Here is a 17,487-nt window from a genome sequence, read left to right as displayed (position 1 = left end):
TATGCAGCGGCAACACCCTATGCCATGTTTTGGTGGTCCCGAATACAAGGAGCATTTTTGATGCGCTTAGCATCCCGTCGTTTTCTTGCGGCTCTGGCACTGTCCGGCGCATGGGCTTTGCCCGCAGGAGCAGAGACCGCTCTCGGCCCTGCCATGGCGGAGGTTACCTTCAAAACCCGCTCGGCCGATCTGGGGGTGGGGTATACATGGGGCAACGGTGTGCTGACTTATGGCGGGCATGACTACCCGTTTGAAGTCAGTGGGGCTTCGGCCGCCGCAATTGGTTTTTCCTCCGGCAATAGTGTGGGCAAGGTCTACAATCTGCAACGGCTGGAAGATTTTGCAGGCACGTACTGGTCGCTCTCGGGCGAGACAACTGTGGGCAAGGGCGTTGCCGGGCATCTGATGGAAAATGACTCAGGTGTGCGTATCCGGCTGGATGAAATCCGCACAGGGGGGCGTCTTGCGGCCTCTCCGTCGCGTCTGAGCATCCGTTTTTTGCCCGTGCCTAAAAAAGCCGTTACGGATAGCCCCGCCAAAAAAGACTGAACCGGTCCGGGACCGCATGGGGGAATACTCATGCGGTCCCGGATGCGCTTGCAGGCATCAGCAATAAGCCCGCTATGATCCATTGGTCATAGCGGGCTTATTGTTGCATGGCCTTGCCCTGCCTTCTGGCGGCAGTTCTCTTCCTGCTTGTCGTCAGTTGTTCCGGCTTACACCAACGGAAAGCAGCACGGTGAGCAACCTCCCCTTTGCTAAGGCGCGTGTTGTTACAACCGCACCCTCACTCATTGACGAGGGAAAGCGCCCAGTGGATTGGTTTGGGTGGCGGTAACCCCGCCAGCGGGTGTGCCGGCGGCAGGGCGCTAGTGCTCTGGGGCGTGGGGGAAGGCTCCTGCGTATTTGCCTTAGGGGCAATATCGACGGCACTTTCCGTAACCTCGGGTTCTGGGTGGTCCATGCTGGTATCGGGCACGTTATCCTGTGCTGCGGGGGCTGCTTCCAGCGTGCGTTCCTGCTCGGGTGGTGTGGGTGTGTCGGCTGTGCCCTCTGGCTCATCCGGTGGCGCGGGGTGCGCATTCTCTTCCGCGTTTTCCTCGGGGGAAAGGGCGGGGGGAGCCTCGTCCTGTGGTGGCAGAGGGGGAGTAATGACAAGCTGGAGCGTAGTTGTTCTGCGGCCCTGCCCCAGATACACGCTTTCTTCCACACGAACCTGCCCGTCGGATTGGAAGAGCCAGCTTTCTTCTTCGCTGTGCAGCAGGTGCCCGTTTTCGGTTGGTTCCACCATAATGTCAGGGTGCAGGTGGAAGCGCACACAGGGCGCGCGGGCCAGCGTAGCCCCTTCCAGTTTTTCTTCCCCCCGGAGTGTCCGGCCGTCCTTGCCCAGATAAAGCTGGCGGTGGTACACGCCTCCGCCCTGACTTTCGTACCCGTTATGGGTCATGTCCAGCCAGTGCGCGCCATCCTGTGTGGCGTGGGTGCGGCTGACCTGTGGTGGCCTGCTGGTGGTGCCGTTGGTCTCGAACGTCATGGGGGACATGCCCGCAAGTTCCAGCACGGAATGGGCCGCAGGGTAGCGGAGTGCTTCTGCCCAGCCCTTCTGCCTGCTGGCACCGCAATTGACGATCAGCCGCTGTTTGCCGGATGAAAATTCGAACGAGAGCATGCCCGCATGGGCTGTATGGTCAAAGCCTGCGGGGGCTGGGGCTGCCGCATCGGCTATAACCAGCGCGCGACCACTGCTCAGCCGGGCAAACCCGCTATCGGGCAGGCCCGCTGCCATAACCCGCGAGCGGGATGCACGGTTGAGTACGAGTTCCACCAGTTGCGGGTCACGCTCGCGGCTACCATTAAACAGGGCCAGTCCACCATCAGCATGGCGCATGGCGCGCAGGGCGGGAACCGTGCGGTTGGCGGCATCCACCAGCGTTGTGGGGAGTGGCAGGCGCGCGGCCTGAAGAATGTAGAGCATTTCGGCCAGTTCCTTTACGGTCAGGAACAGCTCTTCGGGGCTGCGGGTAATATGGCCACCATCGGGCAGAATCTGGCTGGTTATGACCTCGTCAATCAAACGCAGGTAGCGGGTCAGAAACTCCGGGTAGTCGGGAATGGAGACCGCAACAGCCAGCAACCCCTTGAGCGCGCACAAAGCCTGCCAGCCATAAACGGCATCGGGCATGAGCGCCATGATGGAGCGAGCCTCCATCATAAGGGAGGCCATAAGGTTCTGCCGGAAAGCATCATCCGCAGAGGCTGCAAAAAACTCGTAACAGCCAAGCCATGCGCATAGCCGCGCCCCGGTTACGGATGGGTCTATAACCGCGCGTTCGGCCGCGGGCAGGCGGATCCAGTGCGCCACAAGGGTGCGTGCCTTGATCCGTGCGGATTCCGCGCCAAGTTCGCGTAGGTCCTGTAACCAGCCAAAGCCCTGTAACCACCGGCGGTAAGCCGTGGGCCATGTCGGGTCATCCCATACGCCGGACTGGAGTGAGCGGGGCACTCCTTCAAATTCGGTCCGGTTGCGGACCAGTTTTTCCCCTACAGTCGCATTGCCCGGCCACAGGTCCCGCAGCACAACGGCGGGGGCCGCGGGAACACGTGCAAAACCACCAAGCGGGTTGCGCATGGCATAGGCAAGGCGGGGGGCACGGGTCCAGCGGCGTAGGGGCATTAGATGAGTGTAACTCCAGAGCTGGGGTGTTAAAGGCGCTACTCTAATGGAACTTTATGACAGCATTTGGTGCATTTGCACGGTGCCCACCATGCGGCAGATCAAGCGGGACGGAGGGATGCAATGGCCGCGCCGTAGTCTGGCTTGCCGTAAACGGCGCTTCCCGCGATCAGCACATCCGCGCCAGCCTGTGTTGCCAGTGGCGCTGTTTTTGCATCTATTCCCCCATCAACCGCCAGACGGATGTCACGCCCGCTGCGTGTGATCATGTCCCGGATACGGGAGATTTTGGGCAACTGGCTTGGCAGAAACTTCTGGCCACCAAAGCCGGGGTTTACGGTCATGACCAGAATAACATCCACAAGGTCCATGACCTCGGCAATGGCGTCTGCCGGTGTTGCGGGGCACAGCACAATGCCCGGCTTTGCCCCGAGCTGGCGGATCAACTGGAGCGAGCGGTGCGTATGTGGCCCGGCCTCTATGTGAATGAGAATCTGGTCCGCCCCGGCTTGGGCGAATGCCTCCAGATAGGGGTCTACGGGGGCAATCATCAGGTGCACGTCAAAGGGCAGGGTGGTGCGCCCGCGCAGGGCCTTGACCACGGCTGGCCCGAACGAAATATTGGGCACAAAATGGCCGTCCATCACATCCAGATGGATCCAGTCCGCCCCGGCGTGGGCCACGGCTTCCACTTCTTCTCCCAGCCGCGCAAAATCCGCAGCCAGTATACTTGGGGCAATCAGGGGGAATGATGCAGAACTCATTCCTTGTTTATCCGCAATAGCAGCCGCCTGCGCAACTGGAGAAAAATGGTTTACGCGCTTTTACGTGGCAACTGCCTATACAGGGGGCAGTTGGTCAGGCTGCGCGGGTAAAGCGGGCGGCAAAAAAGCCGTCCATACCGCCCTTGTCCAGCCATAGGCCGGGGTGGGTGCGCAGCCAGCCCTCCGGGGTAAGCGCTTCTGGCAGAAAAGCGAGTTCCTCGGGCGTGAAAGGCATGGGCACCAGCCCCATGGCCTGTGCGGCACGGGCGCGGGCTGGTCCTTCTTCCTCCTGCAAGGAGCACACGGCATAGACCAGCCTGCCGCCGGGGCGGAGCATGTCCCTTGCCGCGGCCAGTAGTTTGTCCTGCATGGCGGTCAGGGTGGTCAGGTCCCGTGGGCGTTTGACCCACAGCACATCGGGGTGGCGGCGGGCCGTGCCGGTGGCCGAGCAGGGGGCGTCCAGCAAAATGGCATCCAGCGGTGCATCGGGCTGCCATGTGGCGGCATCGGCCTGCAAGGTACGGACCTCCAGACCAAGGCGGGCCATGTTTTCCTTCAGGCGGAGCAGCCGGGTGGGGTTGTTTTCCACCGCAGTGACCTGCGCACCCGTTATGGCGAGCTGGGCGGTTTTGCCACCAGGTGCTGCGCACAGATCGGCTACCTGCTCGTTGGCCTGTACGTTCAGCAGGCGGGCGGGCAGGGTCGCGGCGGCATCCTGCACCCAGAAGGCACCGTCCTCATACCCGGGCAGTTCCGTAACCCGGGTGCCTGCGGGCAGGCGAACGGAGCCGTTGGGGAGCGTTATGCCGCCTTCTGGCACCTGTGCGCCGGGGCGTAAGGTAATGTCCAGCGGGGCTTCGTGGCTGATGCCCTGCGCAATGGCGCGGGGCACACCTTTGCCTAGCCCTGCCCATGAGGTCCATAGCCATGAGGGAATATCCAGCCGGGGCTGGTCCAGCCCTTCCAGCACGCTGGGGCCGCTGGTGGCAACGCGGCGCAATACGGCGTTGGCCAGCCCGGCAAAGGGGGCCAGCTTGCGCCTGCGCAGCAGGGAGACTGTGGTGCCAACGGCTGCGTGGGGTGGTGTTTCCAGAAACAGCAGTTGCGCGCAACCCATCATCAGGGCGACCCGCACGGGTTCTGGTGGTTCTTTTTTCAAAAAAGGTTCCAGCACCGTGCGGAGCGTGCCCATGTGGCGCAGGGTTGCTGCCGCCAGACGGTGGGCGGCAGCCCGGTCGCGCGCCTCGGCCTGATGGGCGGTGGCCGAGCGGGAGAGACTGTTCTCCAGCATACGGCGGTGTTCCACAACGCCGCACAGAATATCAAACGCCACATCCCGCGTTGGGTCGGGCTGCGGGGGGGCAGGGCGGAACTTGCCACGCGGTTTGGAAGAGGATGGGCGCGCTGGTGTGGTCATAGGGGCAAAAAACCGTTCGGTAAGCAGGGGAGGTGGTGGCTTATGCCACCACAAGCGCGGCGCCGTTGGGCGCTGTTGCCGGGTTTTGCGTTAAAAAGTGCTGCAAGGCCAGAGGATAAAGCCCGTGCTCCTGTTGCAGAACGCGTGCGGCCAGTAAATCGGGGGTATCTCCGGGCAGAACAGGGACTGCCGCCTGACCCAGAATAGGTCCTTCGTCCATACCCTCGGTGACCAGATGCACCGTGCAGCCATGCACGCGCACACCAGCAGCCAGAGCACGCTCATGCGTATGCAGGCCGGGGAAGGAGGGTAGCAGGCTGGGGTGAATGTTCAGCATTCGCCCGGCCCATGCGTTGGTCAGGTAGGGGGTCAGCAGGCGCATATACCCCGCAAGGCATACAGCCTGCGCCCCGGCATTTTCCAGAGCGGCATGGATGGCGCGTTCGTGTGCTGCGCGGTCCTTGCCAAAAGTCCGGTGGTCTATTGCCTGGGCAGGCAGGCCCGCCGCACGTGCCATGTCCAGCCCCGGTGCGTCGGGGTTGTTGCTCAGCACAAGGCAGATACGCGCGGGAAAAGCAGGGTCCTGCGCCGCCTTGATCAGGGCCGTGGCATTGCTGCCGCGCCCGCTGAGCAAAATGGCAACAGGCGTTTTAAGCGGGCTCATGCTGCCCGAAAATCCGGAGTTGCCAGCATTTTAAGCTCAGGTTTGGCATCCGGGCTTGCCGCGGCTGCAATGGAGCCAATACGGAAGGCTTCCTCCCCAGCTTCGGCCAGCATGGCCAGAACTTTTTCCGGCTCGGGGGTGATCAGGATCATGCCAATACCGCAGTTGAACACGCGCAGCATTTCAGCCCCGTCCACGTTGCCTGTGCGGGCCAGCCACTTGAATACGGGCGGCATGGGCCACGCCTGATCAATAACCGCATCCAGCCCATCGGGTAGCACGCGTGGCAGGTTGCCCGGCAGACCACCCCCCGTAATATGGGCCGCACCGTGCAGCAGACCGGCCTTATGCAGCGCCAGAACGGGGCGGACGTACAGGCGGGTTGGCTCCAGAAATGCCTCGCCCAGCGTGTTGCCCGGCGCAAAGGCTGCGGGGTCTGTCCATGTCAGGTGGGCATCGGCCACAATGCGGCGCACGAGCGAAAAGCCGTTGGAATGCACGCCGGAGGAGGGGAGCGCGATCAGCGTATCACCTGCGGCAATAGCTCCTGGCAGCAGGGCCGTGCGTTCGGCCGCACCAACGGAAAACCCCGCCAGATCGTAGTGGCCATCGGCATACATGCCGGGCATTTCAGCCGTTTCGCCACCCACAAGGGCGCAGCCGGAGAGTTCGCAGCCTTTGGCAATACCGCGCACAACCTTGGCGGCGGAGGCAACGGACAGGCGACCAGTGGCAAAATAGTCGAGGAAGAAAAGCGGCTCAGCCCCCTGCACAATCAGGTCGTTCACGCACATGGCCACAAGGTCGATCCCCACGGTTTCGTGCAGATCATTATCTATGGCGACAGTCAGCTTGGTGCCAACGCCATCTGTGCAGGAGACCAGAACAGGGTCGGTAAAGCCTGCGGCCTTCAGGTCGAACAGAGCGCCAAAGCCGCCAAGGCCACCCATGGTGCCGGGCCGGTCCGTGGCTTTGGCGGCGGGGCGAATGGCGTCAACAAGGGCTTCGCCTGCTTCAATGTCCACGCCGGAATCACGGTAGGTGAGGCCGGAGGAAGGGGTGCTAGGAGAAGACGTCATGCGTGCGCTCTTGGTCCGAATGAGAGTAAGGTCGATGCCGGGAACCAAGGTCACTCAGGATTCCCGCGAACAGTCTTTACGGCAGGAGACGCGGCGCGCAAAGCGGCATGACGCGGTTTGATGAAACAAAAGCACCTTCCTACCCCCATAAAGAGGGCGGGAAGCGGCGTATAAGCGGAGGTGACGGGGTGGCGCAGATAGCCTTGCCATTTGTGTACCGCCCCCGATTCGGGCGGTCAGATTTTGTAGCGGCCCCCTCCAACGCCGCCGCACGCGCATGGGTGCTGGACGCGGAGGCCCCCTACCGCTGGCCCGAAGGTCGCATGGCATTGTGGGGCGAAGGGGGGACCGGCAAGACGCATCTGCTCTCCATCTGGGCGGGGCGGTATGGTGCTCCTGTCATGGCGGGTGAGCGGCTGAACGAGCGTGAGGTCGCGGCTTTGTTCGAGGCAGGCGGGTTCAAGGCCTTGGCGCTGGACAATGCGGATTGCGTGCCCAGCGAGCATGACCTGCTGCATCTGATCAATCTGGTGCGCGAGCACCGCGTGTTCCTGCTCATGGCCGGGCGTCTGCCGCCCGCGCGTTGGCCCGCCGTGCTGCCTGACCTTGCCAGCCGCCTGCGCGCCACGTCCTCCGTGCCGCTGGGGCAGGCGGAGGAGGATCTGCTGCGTCGTCTGCTGTTGCGCTTGCTTGCGGAGCGGCAGATTGTTGTTGCACCACAGGTGACCGAATGGCTGCTGCGCCGCCTGCCGCGCCGGGCCAGTGCTGTGCGTGACTGCGTGGGAGCGCTTGATCAGGCGGCCATGGCGTCGGGCGGAAAAGTGACCCGTGCGCTGGCGGCAAGCGTGCTGGAAGGACTTTTTGCGCAGGACGGTGAAGCGTGAAAGGAATATTTCAGTTTTATGACATGATGGCGATTTGACGCCCCTGAACATTCCGGGGCTATGGTGTTTGGGATATGTTGACGGCGGATCTGGTTTATCGCGGCCAATGGATGGGTCGGATAATCAGGGAAGTAGATGCACGAGAGGGAGCGCAGGCAAGTGGCGGCACAGGATAAAAAGAATACAACCCCCGTCAGTCGCGCCCGTGCGCCCGCCAAACGCGCGCCTGCCCGTGCCAGAACCACGGCCAGTACCCGTGCCAAAAAAGTCGTCGAACAAAAAGTTACCCTGCAAACGCCCTCGCGCTTCATCAACCGCGAACTCTCATGGCTCGACTTCAATCAGCGTGTGGTGGAGGAGGCGGATAACGCCCGTAACCCGCTGCTGGAGCGGCTGCGCTTTCTGTCCATCAGTGCAAGCAATCTGGACGAATTCTATTCCGTGCGCGTGGCAGGTCTTGTTGGCCAGATCCGCGAAGGGCTGACCACCATCTCCCCCGATGGCCGCACGCCCGCCCAGCAGCTTGAGGCCGTGCGCGAACGCTGCGCCCGCCTTTTGCGCGAGCAGCAGCGCATATGGGTGGAGTTGCGTGGCCTGCTGGCCAAATCCGATGTCACATTGTGCGAAACGCAGGACCTGAACGACGCGGACCGTGAATGGCTGGAAAAATGCTTCATGGACCGCATTTTCCCCGTGCTGACGCCGCTGGCGGTCGACCCGGCGCATCCGCTGCCCTTTATCCCTAACATGGGGCTGGCTCTGGGTCTGCGCCTTTTGTACGAGGGGACGGGCCTGTTCGCCATGAACGCCCTTATTCTGCTGCCCGCGCAGGTTGAGCGTTTTATCCGCCTGCCAGCCTCGGGTGCGCAGGTTGCGGGCGAGCCCGCGCGCGTGCGCTTTATCCGTCTGGAAGACCTGATTTCCCAGTTTATCGACCGGCTGTTTGCCGGGCTGGTTGTGGGCGAGAGCGGTGTGCTGCGCGTTGTGCGTGACACAGACGTGGAGTTTGAGGACGAGGCGGAAGACCTTGTCCGCTCGTATGAGAGCGCTCTCAAGCGCCGCCGCCGTGGGGTGGTCATCCATCTGGACATGGAAAAGCGCGTGCCAGCAGAACTGGCGGACGCGATTGCCTCCGACCTTGATCTGCCACCCGATGAAATTGCCGTGCATTCAGGCATGATCGGTGTGGCTGACCTCAAACAGATGATTGTGGATGACAGGCCGGACCTGCTCTTCCCCCCCTACACACCGCGTTTTCCCGAGCGGATACTTGATTTTAATGGAGACTGCTTTGCCGCCATCCGGGCCAAGGACCTGCTGGTCCACCACCCGTTCGAAAGTTTTGACGTGGTGGTGCAGTTCCTGCGGCAGGCAGCATTGGACCCCAATGTTATTGCCATCAAGCAGACCCTGTACCGCACATCACGCGACTCCCCCATCGTCAAAGCACTGATCGAGGCGGCGGAAGCGGGCAAGTCCGTAACCGCCATGGTGGAATTGCGTGCACGGTTTGATGAAGAGGCCAATATCCGCCTCGCCCGTGCGCTAGAAGCCGCTGGCGTGCAGGTTGTGTTTGGCTTTGCGGACCTTAAAACCCACGCCAAGCTCAGCCTTGTGGTGCGCCGCGAGGGCGCGCAGGTGCGCTCCTACGCCCATTTTGGCACAGGCAATTACCACCCCATTACAGCGCGGATTTACACCGACCTGTCGTTCTTTACGTGCAACCCCGCCCTTGCACGGGATTCGGCGCGGCTGTTCAACTACGTTACCGGCTACGCCATGCCCGCGCAGATGGAGGAAATCGCCTTTTCCCCCATCACCATCCGCAGTACCCTCAAGGAACTGATCGAGGAGGAAATCGCGCATGTAAAGGCAGGTCGTTCGGGTACGATCTGGCTGAAAATGAACGCGCTGGTTGACCCCGATCTGATCGACTGCCTGTACCGTGCGTCCTGTGCGGGGGTTAAGATTGTGGGTGTCATACGCGGCATATGCTGCCTGCGGCCCGGTGTTGCCGGACTTTCGGAAAATATCCGCATCAAGTCTGTTGTGGGGCGTTTTCTGGAGCATTCGCGCATTTTTGCCTTTGGCAATGGCCACCGCGTTCCTTCGCGCCACGCCAAGGTCTATATTTCCTCCGCAGACTGGATGACCCGCAACATGGACTGGCGTGTGGAGAGCATGGTGCCCATTACCAACCCCACCGTGCACGCGCAGGTGCTGGACCAGATCATGGTGTCCAACATGCGGGACAACCTGCAATCGTGGATACTGGAGCAAAATGGCGTGTGGCGCAGGCTGAGTGCCGGGGCCAAGCCGTTCTCGTCCCACGAGTGGTTCATGACCCATCCTTCCCTTTCCGGGCGGGGGTCTGCTGCACATGAGACCCTGAGCCGAGCGCCTGCATCCCTGTCTCAGGCCAAAGACCTGATGCTGGATGACTGAAAACGGGGTTTCTTTTTCCCATATGTCGCGTATGTCTGTGCACTTTCATACTGCCGGGCAGCATAATGGCCTGTCCGGGAACGGCTGGTAATGGAGACGGACATGCAGCGTCGTTCAGCGGTGGTTGATCTTGGGTCCAATTCGGTCCGTCTGGTTGTGTTCGAGGGTGTCTCGCGCAATCCGCTGCCCATTTTTAACGAAAAAGCGGTTCTGCGGCTCGGGCGTGGGCTAACCACCACAGGCCGCCTGAATGATGAGGGCGTGGGCATGGCCATGGAGGTGCTCAGCCGCTTCCATGCCATTGCGCGCGCCATGCAGGCCGACCCGTTTGAGGTGCTGGCTACAGCCGCCGTGCGGGACGCCACAAATGGCCCGGCCTTTGTGGAAATGCTGCGCCAGAGCATGCCCGGCGTGCCTGTGCGCATCCTGTCCGGCAAGGAGGAAGCTGACCATTCCGCCATTGGCGTTATGTGCGGCATTCCCGGTGCGGATGGTCTGGTGGCGGATGTGGGGGGCGGTTCGCTCGAACTCATTCACCTGACCGAGACCGGGCGGCACGATGCCACAACCCTGCCTTTGGGCATGATCCGTCTGGCAGACCGCTGTGAGGGCGATCTGGACGTAGCCAAACTGCTGACCGATCAGGATATTGATGGTGTTGAATGGCTGTCCAGAGTTAAGGGGCAGCCGCTTTATCTGGTGGGTGGAGCGTTCCGCGCCCTTGCGCGCCTGCAGATCGCGCGGACCCAGTACCCGCTGAACATCGTGCATTATTACACGCTGGACGTGCAGGAAGCGCGCGAGATGACCGGCTGGCTCCAGAACAGCTCCCGCCGCAGCCTTGAGCGCCTGCCTGGTGCTCCGCGCAAACGGCTGGATGATATTCCGTTCGCTGCCGTGGTCCTGCGCAGGCTGATGAAAAAAATCCAGCCCAGCAAGATCGTGTTCTGCGTGGATGGCCTGCGCGAGGGCTGGTACATGATGAACGTGGCCCCCAGCTACCTGCCGCAGGACCCGATGGAAAGTGTTGCGCGCGACATGTGCGCCCGCTTCGGCCGCAGCAATACGCTGCCCGAAATCCTGTGGACATGGACAGGCTGCATAAAACCGGACGAAACACCAGAAGAGCAGCATCTACGCCGTATAGCCTGCTGGTTGTCCGATATTGGGAGCCATGACCACCCCGAATACCGGGCCGAACAGACATATTTGCGAATTTTGCGCGTGCAGGGGGCCGGGTTCGACCACCGGGCGCGCGTGTGGCTCTCCCTTGCTCTGGCCGTCCGCTATTCGGTGGATATGAGCGTACCGGCCCTTATGCCGTCCTTTACTCTGCTGAGTGATGGGGAACGGCATGATGCCGTAGCCTGCGGTCTGGCGCTGCGTCTGGCCTATTCACTGTCCGGCGGGGCAGGGAGCCTGCTGGAAGGCACATCCCTTGCGTGGGACGGGCTGGAACTGGTGCTGACCCTGACCTCCGCCCGTGTAGCCGTAAAGGGGGAGAGCGTGCGGCGCGGTTTGGAGCGGCTTGGGCAGGCGCTGGGGGTACAGACACGCTTTGAGGTGGAACTGGCGGTCTGATCTGCCTCCCTCCTTAAAGGGGTGGACAACTCCGCTGGTGACAGGCACGTTACCAAATAGACATCTCTGTTGTATGGAGAGCCCAACCTTTGCCATTGTGCCAGTGGCCTTGACTGGCGCTATGGTGGCAGGGACGTGAATGTTCATGACCAACAGGCAGTGGAATTTGGTGCGTGTCTTCTGAAGAGATCATAGACCCGACAGTCCAGCATGATGCATCCGTTCGGCGGGTGCTGCTGCACATGGTTCTCCCCTTTGTGCTGATTATCATGACCGTTGGCGCTATTGCGTGGGTGGGTATCAGCTCATACCGTACGACAAGTGAGGGCGTGTCGGTCCTGACGCGTGAACTCATGGAGGCCACGCAGCAGTATATCGGGCAGGAGGTCGGGGATTATATTGCCCCTTCCGCTGCCGGGAACCTGATTGCGGGCGGCATGATCGAGCACGCGCCACCGCTTGTGTCGGACAAGGTGTTCTATTCCTACGGCAGCATCATGCTGCAAAAAATTCCCCAGTTGCAGTCTTTTTATCTGGCTGATGATCAGGGGAATTTTACGCTCATTACCCGGTCCTCCACCAAGGACGTGCAGGACCATGTTCGCCTGCTAAGTGGGCCGGACGGTAAAAAGGTTTTCCAGCACACGCTGTACAATGCGGCAGGGCAGAAGGTGGGGCAGAATGATGTGCCCGCCAATGCTTATGACCCCCGCACCCGCCCGTGGTACAAGAATACGGCAGGCAAAGACACCATTCAGTGGACGCAGCCTTACCTGTTCCCGTCGGATAAGCAGTTTGTCATGACCAGTTCGCTCCGCTTCCGGCGCGATGATGGGCATGAAATGGTGTTCGCCACCAATATCTCGCTCAATGAGCTGAGTGCTTTTCTGGACAAGATCAAAATTGGCAAGACCGGCAGCGCCATGATCGTGGATGCCAATGGCCGGGTTATTGCCGGGCGTAACCTGATGCAGCACGCGGAAGCTGCCGGGTGGGACCCCGACAAAATGGTGCTCGACCCCAAGGTCTATCCTGTTTTTGCTCTGGGGTATGACCATTACCGGGTGCGTGGCTTTGGCCCCAAGCATGTGGAATGGGACGGTAAAACCTATATTGCCATGGCATCCGCCCTACCGCGTTATTCGCAGGGCTGGATTTTGCTTATTGTCGCCCCAGAAAACGATTTTGGCAGCTTTGCACACCAGAGCAGCCGCCAGAGCCTTCAGTTTGCTGGAATTGTTACGGTATTTTCCCTGCTTCTGGGCGGCTTGTACATTCGCCAGTTGCGCAAGACCGAAGCCGGTAACCGCAGGTTGGAGGTGCAGCGGTCTCAGGTCGCGCAGGAAAGTGGTGCCCTGCAACAGGTTGCCGTAGCCCCCAACCTGTTTGACCCCACGGCCGAACCGCTGGTTATTACGGAGCAACTCACGCAGGTCAGTGGCGCGCGCCGTGCCAGCCTGTGGCGGTTTTTGCACGATGGCGCGGCCATGGTGTGTGATGACACATATGACCGGACCCAGAACACCCATTCCGGTGGGTTTGAAATGGGGCGGGAGGAACTGGGCAAGTTCTTTGATGCCATTGAAGAAGGCTCCTCCTTCTCTGTCAGTAATGCCGCAACAGATGAGCGAACAACACGCTTTGAACGACTGGTCATGCGCGAGGTCGGCACCCGTGTGCTGGCCGTTTACCCCGTGCATGGTCCGCACGGCACGTTGGGTATGCTGGCACTGGAAGACCCGGTCATGCTGCCGCATCTGCTGTATTTTGTAGAGCTTATGGCCAGCATTGCAGGTACGCGCTTTGCCGCGCAGAGTGCTCTGGAAGCCCAGCAGGTTCCTGTGCTGGAAAATAAAGCGTCCACGCCTGTGGCCGTGCCGGGAGCGCCCAAATCCGATAATCTGCTCATGCGCGCGGATGAAATGGCAGCGGTAACAGGGGCGAGCATTTACCCGTCGGTTGCAGTGCTTGTTGTCAGTTTTTCCGACCCTGTGGTGGAAGGGAATAAAGAGACCACGACCCTTATCGCCCTGATCAACCAGTTGGCGACGCAGGTGCAGGCCGTTGCGCAGGAAGAGCATCTTTTTGCGGTGGAAGTGGCCGGGCACCGCATGATCTGCATGGCGGGCTGCACAACGGAGCCAGACCCCACGGCCCTGTTCCGCCTTGCCAATGCCGCACTTAAAATGCGCGAAACATTTATGGGTGCGCTTGCCGCGGCAGATCTGGAGCCCGTGTTTACTATGGGCATGGATTTTGGCCCCGCCTTTGGTGGCGCCGTAGGGCAGTTGCCAACGGTGTTCAACCTGTGGGGGCAGACTGTCTCGCTCGCGGAACTGATGGCCGAAAGCGCGATAGACCCCGGCACCATTCAGGTTACCGAGCGTGTTTATGCCAGTCTGCGTGACCGGTATCTGTTCCGCAGCCGCGGCTCGTTTTTTGTGCCGCATCTCGGGCTTGGACGCGCCTACACGTTGGCGGCCCGCCGATGAGTGAGACCGACCATCAGGCAACCCAAGCCACACCGCCCCCGACCGATACAACGCGGGACCCGGTTCTGGCCGGGCAGACCGGGGGGGGCAGGTTCTTTACCCCTGTTCAATGGGGCCTTGGCAAGCTGGCATGGATCGGGCGGCTGACGCGCAGGCAGGCGCGTTTTCTGCTCATCATGCTCGGTGCGTCATGGGGTGTGATTTTTGAAAGTTTTCGTGCGCATTCATGGCGCAGGACGGTTCGGTACGAATTTATCAGCACCATGAACAACATCATTCGTGGAGGTCTTGTGGCCACCATGTTTGCCGGGGTGCTGACCGGGGTTGCTGCTGTTTCGCAGGTTATTTACTGGCTGGGTCTGACCGGACTTGCCACCATGACCGGCTCGATCCTGATCAATATTGTGGTGCGTGAAATAGCCCCTATTCTGGTCGGGGTGCTCCTGTTGGGGCGTAATGGCATGCTTTCCACCACGGAACTGGGGCTTTTGAGCATTGGAGGAGAAATCCGCTCGATGCAGGCCGTGGGCATAGACCCGTTCCTGCTACTGGTGTTGCCGCGTACGCTGGCTTTTACCGTGGCCGGGTTTACGCTGGGTATTCTGTTTTCGTTTGCATCACTTGTTACCGGGTATGTGATGAGCCGCATGTCCGGTGTGATCAATAACCCGGTCTGGGTTTTTCTGGATGATGTGGCAACCGCCATGTCCGGCACGGATTACATTATTATTCCGCTCAAATTCATTACTGTCGGGTTTGTGGTAGGGCTTGGTGGGTGCCTGACCGGTCTGACTGCCACAAACGAGGATTCACTCCGCACACTGCTCCCCCGTGGCTTTTCCCGCGGGATGTTGATTGTGATGGTGGTGAGCGTTCTGTTCAGTCTGGATCTGTAAGATGGATGTGTATTCTTCCGGTCCCCTGCTTGAACTGAGCAAAGCCATTCCATCGTTTGATGAGAGCGGGTTACCGCCTGTTCCGTTCAGCATGAAGGTCATGCCGGGAGACTGCATGGTGGTGGAAGCGCGCGATATTGGGCACGCCACCATGTTTGCCGACCTGTGTTGCGGGCTTGTGCCGCTCGATGATGGTCTGGTGCGGTTTATGGGGCTGGACTGGAATGATCTGGGCGACAGGGAACTCAATGCCCTGCGCGGTCGTATTGGCCGTGTCACACACCGGGCAAGCTGGCCCGAGTTTGTGCCAATACATCTTGCGATTGTATTGCAGCAGTTGCACCATACAACGCGCCCGATTGATGATCTGGTGCAGGACGCGGCCCATCTGGCGGAAAGGTTCGGCCTACCCGGCCTGCCAACAGAAAATCCCAGTTTTTTGCCCGAGGATGATCTGCTACGCGCAAGCTGTGTGCGGGCATTTTTGGGGCGTCCCCATTTATTGCTGCTGGAAGACCCGCTTGAGGGCGGACCGGCAGAATTGAGCAATTCTTTTCTGGCTGCAATAACCGAGACGCGCGACAGGGGCGCTGGGGTTATCTGGCTGGTAAGGAATAACGCAGTCTGGCAGGAATATCGGCAGGGTATTACGGCAACCTGGCGGCTTGCAGATGATGGTCTTGTAGCAGTACGGATGGGATAATGTTCCAACTCCGCTTACGACAGAAAGTAAAACCCCTCATTTCTCTGCGCTACGCGGATGAATGGGTCGGGTTTCTCGTGCTTCTGAGCATACTCATTTTTGGGGGCGCGGTTATCGAGGCTGGTGTGCTGCGTGACTGGCTGACCCCACCCGCCCGGCTGCGTGTTGTGCTGCCGGCATCGGGCGTTGGCGGGTTGACCGTTGGTGGGGACGTGCAGCTTATGGGGGCTCATGCGGGCACCATTCGCAGTATCAAGCTCAATCCGTCGGGCAATATGTATGCCATGGTTGATCTGGACCCGCAGGCCAAGCCTTTCATCCGGCGCGACAGCACGGCACTTATTCGCAAGCAGTTGATTGTCACTGGTGCCTCTTATCTGGACCTCAGCCGTGGGCATGGGGATCCGATGGACTGGAGCTACGCTGTTATTTCGGCCACACCCGCTCCAAACCCCGCAGACCAGATTACCGCAACCCTGAACAGTATTCAGGCCGAAATCATGCCAGCACTCGCCAGTGCCAGGCATATGATGGCGCAGTTGGATGGCACCATTACCGACATGCACGCCGGTAAAGGCACAATTGGGCAGTTGATGACCAATGACCAGCTTATCCGCCAGTCTGAAGCGACTATTGCCTCTTTGGATGCTGTGATCGAACGGCTTAAACCGATTGAAAAACAGGTTTCCGGGATCATGAGCAAAACAGACGCCACAATGGGCAATCTCAAGTCCGCGACCAAGGACGTAAAGGACGCAACGCCCCATCTGCCCGCTATTGCCAGTAATGTGGAAGCCAGTACAGCGGACCTGCCAGCCATGCTGACCCAGGCCCAGACCACGCTTTATGGGTTGCAGCAGTTGACTGACCAGTTGCGTGGCATGTGGTTGCTGGGTGGGCACAAGGTAACGCAGCACAAACGTCTGGCTCCCAAGCAGGTGCGGCCATGAGACGCCTTACGCATATGCTGGTGCTGGCTGCTCCCTTGCTGTTGGCGGGGTGTGGTGCAAGCCAGAGCAAACCAACCGCGCAGGATGATGCCGCATGGGATCAGGCCATGCTGGCAGGGCGGGATTCCTTCGAACTGGGACGTTACACGGTTGCTGTGTCGCAGTACCGTAAAGCAGCCAACCTTGCGCTGGTGCGTGATGATGGAACCGCTGTGGCCGAGGCGGGGTATGATCTTGCCGTCTCGCAACTGGCGGCCAATGCTCCTGCGCAGGCACTGCAAACTACGCAGGCAACCCGGCAGGCTGTGCAATTGCGCGGTGCGCAGGATATGACCTCGCTGGATCTGGTTGAGGCGGCAAGCCATTACCGTCTTGGTCACTACGCGCAGGCAGTAGCTTCGGCTGGCCATGCCATGCAGTCGTCCGATACTGCGCTGGCGGCACGGGCGGCCCTTGTTATGGGCCTGGCTGCCGATGCACAGGGCGACCAGAGCGGCCTGCAAACTGCGGCAACCTATTTGAACAGCCTTAAACAGCCGTTATCTCTTACGCAGCAGGCGGACAGGGCCGAAATTCAGGCACGGATGCTTGGCAGGTCTAATCCCGCATTGGCCGAACAGCAGGCGGAGGAGGCGGCGGACCTGCGCCAGAGTGAGGGATCATATCATGATATGGCGCGTGCCCTTGCTCTTGCGGCACGGATTGCGGCTAGTCAGGGTGATCAGGCCAAGGCGCATGCACTCTGGGCGCGTGCAGCCCAGAGTGCCGCCGCACAGTCTGGCAGTCTAAATCGGATGGATGCACAGACACTCGCACATGGTAGCCTGACCAAAGGCAATGCCACCCCACCGGCAGATGATGCACAGGTATGGGCACGTAATGCGGGTGATATTGTGCTCAGTCCGTTTAGCGAGACAGACGGAACGCATTAGGGCCTG

At 60.6% G+C, this 17,487-nt stretch carries 14 protein-coding genes; 9 read left to right on the top strand and 5 right to left on the bottom strand.

What is annotated here, in order from left to right; all coding sequences use genetic code 11:
* Window positions 1–60: 60 nt before the first annotated feature.
* On the top strand, window positions 61–549 hold the full coding sequence (locus tag GOB86_RS01930) for a hypothetical protein (protein WP_165990680.1): 489 nt from the start codon (window positions 61–63) through the stop codon (window positions 547–549).
* Window positions 550–787: 238 nt separating this feature from the next.
* Here GOB86_RS01930 and GOB86_RS01925 read toward each other — a convergent pair whose 3' ends face one another.
* The 5 genes from GOB86_RS01925 to purM all read right to left on the bottom strand — a co-directional run bounded on the left by GOB86_RS01925 (window position 788) and on the right by purM (window position 6,598).
* Window positions 788–2,674, bottom strand: coding sequence for a heparinase II/III family protein (locus GOB86_RS01925; protein WP_165990679.1), 1,887 nt, complete (start codon window positions 2,672–2,674; stop codon window positions 788–790).
* 101 nt (window positions 2,675–2,775) lie between these two features.
* Window positions 2,776–3,438, bottom strand: a complete 663-nt coding sequence (gene rpe / locus GOB86_RS01920; RefSeq protein WP_165990678.1) for a ribulose-phosphate 3-epimerase — start codon at window positions 3,436–3,438, stop codon at window positions 2,776–2,778.
* A gap of 94 nt (window positions 3,439–3,532) precedes the next feature.
* Window positions 3,533–4,855, bottom strand: a complete 1,323-nt coding sequence (locus GOB86_RS01915) for an RsmB/NOP family class I SAM-dependent RNA methyltransferase (protein WP_165990677.1) — start codon at window positions 4,853–4,855, stop codon at window positions 3,533–3,535.
* Between the two features lie 40 nt (window positions 4,856–4,895).
* Window positions 4,896–5,519, bottom strand: a complete 624-nt coding sequence (gene purN, locus GOB86_RS01910) for a phosphoribosylglycinamide formyltransferase (RefSeq protein ID WP_165990676.1) — start codon at window positions 5,517–5,519, stop codon at window positions 4,896–4,898.
* The gene (gene purM, locus GOB86_RS01905; protein WP_165990675.1) at window positions 5,516–6,598 is read right to left on the bottom strand and encodes a phosphoribosylformylglycinamidine cyclo-ligase; all 1,083 of its coding nucleotides are present in this window, start codon (window positions 6,596–6,598) and stop codon (window positions 5,516–5,518) included. The genes purN and purM overlap by 4 nt, the downstream gene beginning before the upstream one ends.
* Window positions 6,599–6,705: 107 nt before the next feature.
* On the opposite strand from purM, the gene GOB86_RS01900 reads away from it, so the two are divergent.
* From GOB86_RS01900 to GOB86_RS01865, 8 genes are all read left to right on the top strand, one after another.
* Window positions 6,706–7,482, top strand: coding sequence for a P-loop NTPase family protein (locus GOB86_RS01900; RefSeq protein ID WP_165990674.1), 777 nt, complete (start codon window positions 6,706–6,708; stop codon window positions 7,480–7,482).
* A 159-nt stretch (window positions 7,483–7,641) separates the two neighbouring features.
* A complete protein-coding gene (locus GOB86_RS01895) occupies window positions 7,642–9,927 on the top strand; it encodes an RNA degradosome polyphosphate kinase (protein WP_253543661.1) in 2,286 nt (761 codons plus the stop codon).
* 90 nt (window positions 9,928–10,017) lie between these two features.
* Complete coding sequence (locus GOB86_RS01890) at window positions 10,018–11,508, top strand: Ppx/GppA family phosphatase (protein ID WP_165990672.1); 1,491 nt, start codon at window positions 10,018–10,020, stop codon at window positions 11,506–11,508.
* A 173-nt stretch (window positions 11,509–11,681) separates the two neighbouring features.
* Window positions 11,682–14,000, top strand: coding sequence for an adenylate/guanylate cyclase domain-containing protein (locus GOB86_RS01885; protein WP_165990671.1), 2,319 nt, complete (start codon window positions 11,682–11,684; stop codon window positions 13,998–14,000).
* Window positions 13,997–14,896 carry an MlaE family ABC transporter permease gene (locus GOB86_RS01880; RefSeq protein WP_165990670.1) on the top strand — a complete coding sequence of 300 codons (900 nt, stop codon included), beginning with the start codon at window positions 13,997–13,999 and terminating at the stop codon, window positions 14,894–14,896. Before GOB86_RS01885 ends, GOB86_RS01880 begins: the two co-directional genes overlap by 4 nt.
* 1 nt (window position 14,897) lies before the next feature.
* A complete protein-coding gene (locus GOB86_RS01875) occupies window positions 14,898–15,599 on the top strand; it encodes an ABC transporter ATP-binding protein (protein ID WP_165990669.1) in 702 nt (233 codons plus the stop codon).
* Complete coding sequence (locus GOB86_RS01870; RefSeq protein WP_165990668.1) at window positions 15,599–16,549, top strand: MlaD family protein; 951 nt, start codon at window positions 15,599–15,601, stop codon at window positions 16,547–16,549. Before GOB86_RS01875 ends, GOB86_RS01870 begins: the two co-directional genes overlap by 1 nt.
* Window positions 16,546–17,481 carry a hypothetical protein gene (locus GOB86_RS01865; RefSeq protein ID WP_165990667.1) on the top strand — a complete coding sequence of 312 codons (936 nt, stop codon included), beginning with the start codon at window positions 16,546–16,548 and terminating at the stop codon, window positions 17,479–17,481. Before GOB86_RS01870 ends, GOB86_RS01865 begins: the two co-directional genes overlap by 4 nt.
* Window positions 17,482–17,487: the final 6 nt, after the last annotated feature.

It is taken from the genome of Acetobacter lambici, assembly GCF_011516885.1.
GTDB lineage: Bacteria > Pseudomonadota > Alphaproteobacteria > Acetobacterales > Acetobacteraceae > Acetobacter > Acetobacter lambici.
This window is presented reverse-complemented; position numbering and strand designations above follow the sequence as displayed.

Bases quoted from the DNA above. Each gene is read 5' to 3' on its own strand.
- GOB86_RS01930 (WP_165990680.1), top strand. From the start codon at position 61: ATGCGCTTAGCATCCCGTCGTTTTCTTGCGGCTCTGGCACTGTCCGGC.
- GOB86_RS01925 (WP_165990679.1), bottom strand. From the start codon at position 2,674: ATGCCCCTACGCCGCTGGACCCGTGCCCCCCGCCTTGCCTATGCCATG.
- rpe (WP_165990678.1), bottom strand. From the start codon at position 3,438: ATGAGTTCTGCATCATTCCCCCTGATTGCCCCAAGTATACTGGCTGCG.
- GOB86_RS01915 (WP_165990677.1), bottom strand. From the start codon at position 4,855: ATGACCACACCAGCGCGCCCATCCTCTTCCAAACCGCGTGGCAAGTTC.
- purN (WP_165990676.1), bottom strand. From the start codon at position 5,519: ATGAGCCCGCTTAAAACGCCTGTTGCCATTTTGCTCAGCGGGCGCGGC.
- purM (WP_165990675.1), bottom strand. From the start codon at position 6,598: ATGACGTCTTCTCCTAGCACCCCTTCCTCCGGCCTCACCTACCGTGAT.
- GOB86_RS01900 (WP_165990674.1), top strand. From the start codon at position 6,706: ATGACGCGGTTTGATGAAACAAAAGCACCTTCCTACCCCCATAAAGAG.
- GOB86_RS01890 (WP_165990672.1), top strand. From the start codon at position 10,018: ATGGAGACGGACATGCAGCGTCGTTCAGCGGTGGTTGATCTTGGGTCC.
- GOB86_RS01880 (WP_165990670.1), top strand. From the start codon at position 13,997: ATGAGTGAGACCGACCATCAGGCAACCCAAGCCACACCGCCCCCGACC.
- GOB86_RS01875 (WP_165990669.1), top strand. From the start codon at position 14,898: ATGGATGTGTATTCTTCCGGTCCCCTGCTTGAACTGAGCAAAGCCATT.
- GOB86_RS01870 (WP_165990668.1), top strand. From the start codon at position 15,599: ATGTTCCAACTCCGCTTACGACAGAAAGTAAAACCCCTCATTTCTCTG.
- GOB86_RS01865 (WP_165990667.1), top strand. From the start codon at position 16,546: ATGAGACGCCTTACGCATATGCTGGTGCTGGCTGCTCCCTTGCTGTTG.